We start from the raw sequence: 4,340 nt of genomic DNA, 5'->3' as shown, positions 1-4,340 counted from the left end.
GCCCGTCGTATTCCGGTGGACTACGCGTCGCACTCGGTGCATGTGGAGGCCATCCGCGAGGAACTCCTGGACGTGCTGGCCGGGTTGGAGCCGCGCGCGTCGGAGGTGCCGTTCTTCTCGACGGTGACGGCGGACTGGCTGGACACGTCGGTGATGGATGCGGAGTACTGGTACACGAATCTGCGGCAGACCGTCCGCTTCGAGGAAGCGACGAAGGCACTGGCCGAGCAGGGCCACCGCTTCTTCGTCGAAGCCTCCGCCCACCCCGTGCTGACCATCGGCATGGAACAGACGCTCGAAGAAGCCGGCGCGGACATCGCCGTGCTCGGCACGCTGCGGCGTGACGAGGGTGGCCTCGACCGGTTCGTCACGTCGCTGGCGGAGGGCTGGGTGCGCGGCCTGGCCGTCGACTGGTCCCCGCTGCTGGCCGGCGGGCACCGGGTCGACCTGCCCACCTACGCCTTCCAGCGCAAGCACTACTGGCCCGCGCCCGCTCCCCAGGACCGCGAGTCCGTCGCCGCGGCCACCGATCCGGCCGAGGAGAGGTTCTGGACCGCGATCGAGCAGGAGGACCTGGCCGAGGTGGCCGGGCTTCTCCAGGTCGACGGGGACCAGCCGCTCAGTTCGCTGATGCCAAGGCTGTCGTCCTGGCGGCGGGCAAACCGCGAACGGTCCACCGTGGACTCGTGGCGGTACCGCGTCACGTGGGAGCGCATCACCGAACCGGCGGCCTCGGTGCTGTCCGGAACCTGGCTGGCGATCGTCCCGGAATCCCTGGCCGAGGACGAGGTGGTGACGGGGACGCTGAGCGCGCTGGAGCGCGGTGGCGCCCAGGTCGTACGGCACACCGTCGACCCACGTACCCTCGACCGCGCGGCCGCCGCCGAACTGCTGCGGGACGCTCCCGGCGCCGTCGGCGTGTGGTCGCTCCTGGCGCTCGACGGCGGGCAGCACCCCGCGTACCCCGCTGTACCCGCGGGAGTGGCGGGCACGCTGCTCCTGCTCCAGGCCCTCGGTGACCTCGGTGCCGAGGTACCGATGTGGTGCGCGACCCGGGGAGCGGTGGCCGCCGGGCCCGGCGACACCGTCACACACCCGGCGCAGGCGCTGGTGTGGGGCATGGGCCGGGTCGCCGGCCTGGAGTGCCCCGGCCGCTGGGGCGGTCTCGTCGACCTCCCCGCGACCGCCGACGAACGAGCCCTCGGCGGGCTCGGCCCGATCCTCGCCGCCGGTACGGGGGAGGACCAGCTCGCACTGCGCGCCACCGGCGCGTACGGGCGCCGCATCGAACGCGACCCCGTGGGCGACAACGCAACCCACAGCGGCGGACCGCAGGAGGGCCGCTGGCACCCGACGGGCACCGTACTCGTGACCGGCGGCACCGGCGCCCTCGGCGGACACATCGCCCGCTGGCTCGCCGCAGAGGGCGCCGAGCACCTGCTGCTCACCAGCCGACGCGGCGCCGACGCACCCGGCGCCGACGCACTCCGCGCCGAACTCACCGGACTCGGCACCCGGGTCACCCTCGCGGCCTGTGACGTCAGTGACCGCGCCGCCCTCGCCGAGCTGCTCGACCAGTATCCCGTCGACGCGGTCGTGCACACCGCGGCCGTCCTGGACGACACCGCCCTGGACCTGCTCGACCTCGAACAGGTGGAACAGGTCCAGCGGGTCAAGGTGCGAGCCGCACAGCACCTGCACGAACTCACCCAGGGCCGCGAGCTGTCCGCGTTCATCCTGTTCTCCTCGCTCGCGGGCACCCTCGGAGCCTCCGGGCAGGGCAACTACGCACCGGGCAACGCCTACCTCGACGCGCTCGCCCAGCACCGTCGCGCCCAGGGCCTCACCGCCACCTCCGTGGCCTGGGGGCCGTGGGCCGACGGCGGCATGGCCGAGAGCGGCATCGGCGAGGTCGCCCGACGCCACGGCGTACCGACGATGGCTCCCGACGTCGCCGTCGCGGCACTGCGGCAGGCTCTCGACCGCGACGAGACGTACGTGACCGTCGCCGACATCGACTGGCAGAGGTTCCACGCCGCGTACACGGCGAGCCGGCCCACCCGGTTCTTCGACGCGCTCGACGACGTACGCCGGATCGTCGCCGCGGCAGGGAAGAGCACCACTCGGGCCCAGGACGCCGACGACACCCCGACCGGACTGGCCCAGCGCCTCGCCGGACTCGGCCGCGCCGAACAGGACACGCTCCTGCTCGACCTCGTACGCACCCACGTGGCCGCCGTACTCGGCTACTCGGCCGACGAGACCGCCGACGAGCGCAGGCCGTTCCGGGACCTCGGCTTCGATTCGGTGACAGCGGTGCAACTCCGCAACCGCCTCAGGAGCGTGACCGGCCTCAAACTCCCGGCCACCCTGGTCTTCGACCGCCCCACCCCGACCGCGCTCGTCGAGTTCCTGCGAACGGAACTCGTGGGCGTCGGAGGAACGGAGGAGCAGGCCTCCCACGCCCTCGTAGGGCGGCGGCCCACCGCCGGGGAAGGGGAAGACGGCTCAGAGGACGACCCGATAGCGATCGTCGCGATGAGCTGCCGTTTCCCGGGCGACGTGCCGTCCCCGGAGGACCTGTGGCAGATGCTCGTCGCCGAGCGCGACGCGGTCACCGACCTGCCCACCGACCGAGGCTGGGACCTCGACGGACTCTACGATCCCGACCCGGACCACCCCGGCACCTCCTACACCACCGCGGGCTCCTTCCTGCACGACGCCGCACGGTTCGATCCGGCCCTGTTCGGCATCAGTCCGCGCGAGGCGCTCGCGATGGACCCGCAGCAGCGGCTCGTACTGGAAGCCGCCTGGGAGGTGTTCGAGCGCGCGGGTATCGACCCGACGTCGTTGCGGGGCACCCCCGCAGGCGTCTTCGTCGGCTCCTACCCGCAGGGATACAGCGCCTCCGTGGCGCGGGCCCCGGAGGAGATCGAGGGCTATCTCGTCACCGGCGACGCGGCCAGCGTCATGTCCGGCCGCATCGCCTACACCTTCGGCCTCGAAGGTCCGGCCATGACCGTCGACACCGCGTGCTCGTCCTCACTGGTGGCCCTGCACCTCGCCGTCCAGGCGCTGCGCAACGGCGAGTGCACGCTCGCACTCGCCGGCGGTGTGACCGTCATGGCGACCACGGCGACCTTCAGCGAGTTCAGCCGCCAGCGCGGGCTGGCCGCCGACGGCCGCTGCAAGCCCTTCGCCGAGTCCGCCGACGGCTTCGGCCAGGGTGAGGGCGTCGGCATGCTGCTCGTCGAGCGACTGTCCGACGCCCGCCGCAACGGCCACCAGGTCCTGGCCCTCGTACGCGGCTCCGCCGTCAACCAGGACGGCGCTTCGAACGGCCTCACCGCCCCCAACGGTCCCTCGCAGCAGCGTGTCATCCGGCAAGCACTGGCGGACGCCCGCCTCGCACCGGGCGACGTGGACGCGGTGGAGGCCCACGGCACCGGCACCACGCTCGGTGACCCGATCGAGGCCCAGGCCATCATCGCCACGTACGGTCAAGGACGCGACACGGAACATCCGCTGTGGCTTGGCTCGATCAAGTCGAACATCGGGCACGCGCAGGCGGCGGCGGGTGTGGCGGGCGTGATCAAAATGGTGCTGGCGATGCGGCACGGACTGCTGCCTCGCAGCCTGCACATCGACGCCCCGTCGTCCCGTGTCGAATGGTCCGACGGAGCGGTGGAACTCCTCACCTCCGCGACCCCGTGGCCCGAGAACGGCCGCCCGCGCCGCGCGGGAGTGTCCTCCTTCGGCTTCAGCGGCACGAACGCCCATGTCGTCCTGGAACAGGCCGCCGAGGAACCGTCGGCCTCCGACGCGGAAGACACACCGGAGACGGCCGCGCCCATCGAGGAACAGGCCGGCCACGGCGCCGTTCCGCTCCTGCTCTCGGCGCAGACCGGCAACGCCCTGCGTGCCCAGGCCGCGCGCCTGCACCGGCACCTGGAGGACCACCCCGAACTCGACCTCCGTGACATCGGCTGGTCCCTCCTCCGGACTCGGGCCGCGCTCGACCATCGTGCCGTGGCCGCCGGCTCCGACCGGGCCACCCTCCTCGGCGCGCTCGACGCCCTGTCCGTGGGCCGCTCGGACGCGGCACTCACCGAGGGAGTGCTCGGCGCAGGCCGCGGCAAGTCTGTGTTCGTGTTCCCGGGTCAGGGTTCGCAGTGGGTCGGGATGGCTACGGAGCTGATGTCTTCGTCGCCGGTGTTCGCGGAGCGGATGCGGGAGTGTGCGGAGGCTCTGTCGTCGCATGTGGAGTGGTCGTTGTTCGACGTGCTCGGTGATGCGGAGGCGTTGGAGCGGGTGGACGTGGTCCAGCCGGTGTTGTGGGC

The 4,340-nt window shown here is 72.4% G+C and carries 1 protein-coding gene; it reads left to right on the top strand.

Annotated features, from left to right (window positions below; genetic code table 11):
* Window positions 1-4,340, top strand: a 4,340-nt coding sequence (locus ACH4F2_RS35135; protein ID WP_398136741.1) for an SDR family NAD(P)-dependent oxidoreductase, incomplete at both ends; no start/stop codon positions are given.

The sequence above is a fragment of the Streptomyces sp. NPDC017890 genome (genome assembly GCF_044328675.1).
Lineage (GTDB): Bacteria > Actinomycetota > Actinomycetes > Streptomycetales > Streptomycetaceae > Streptomyces.
Note: the sequence above shows the minus strand (reverse complement) of the source record. Positions and strands in the feature narration are given on the sequence as shown.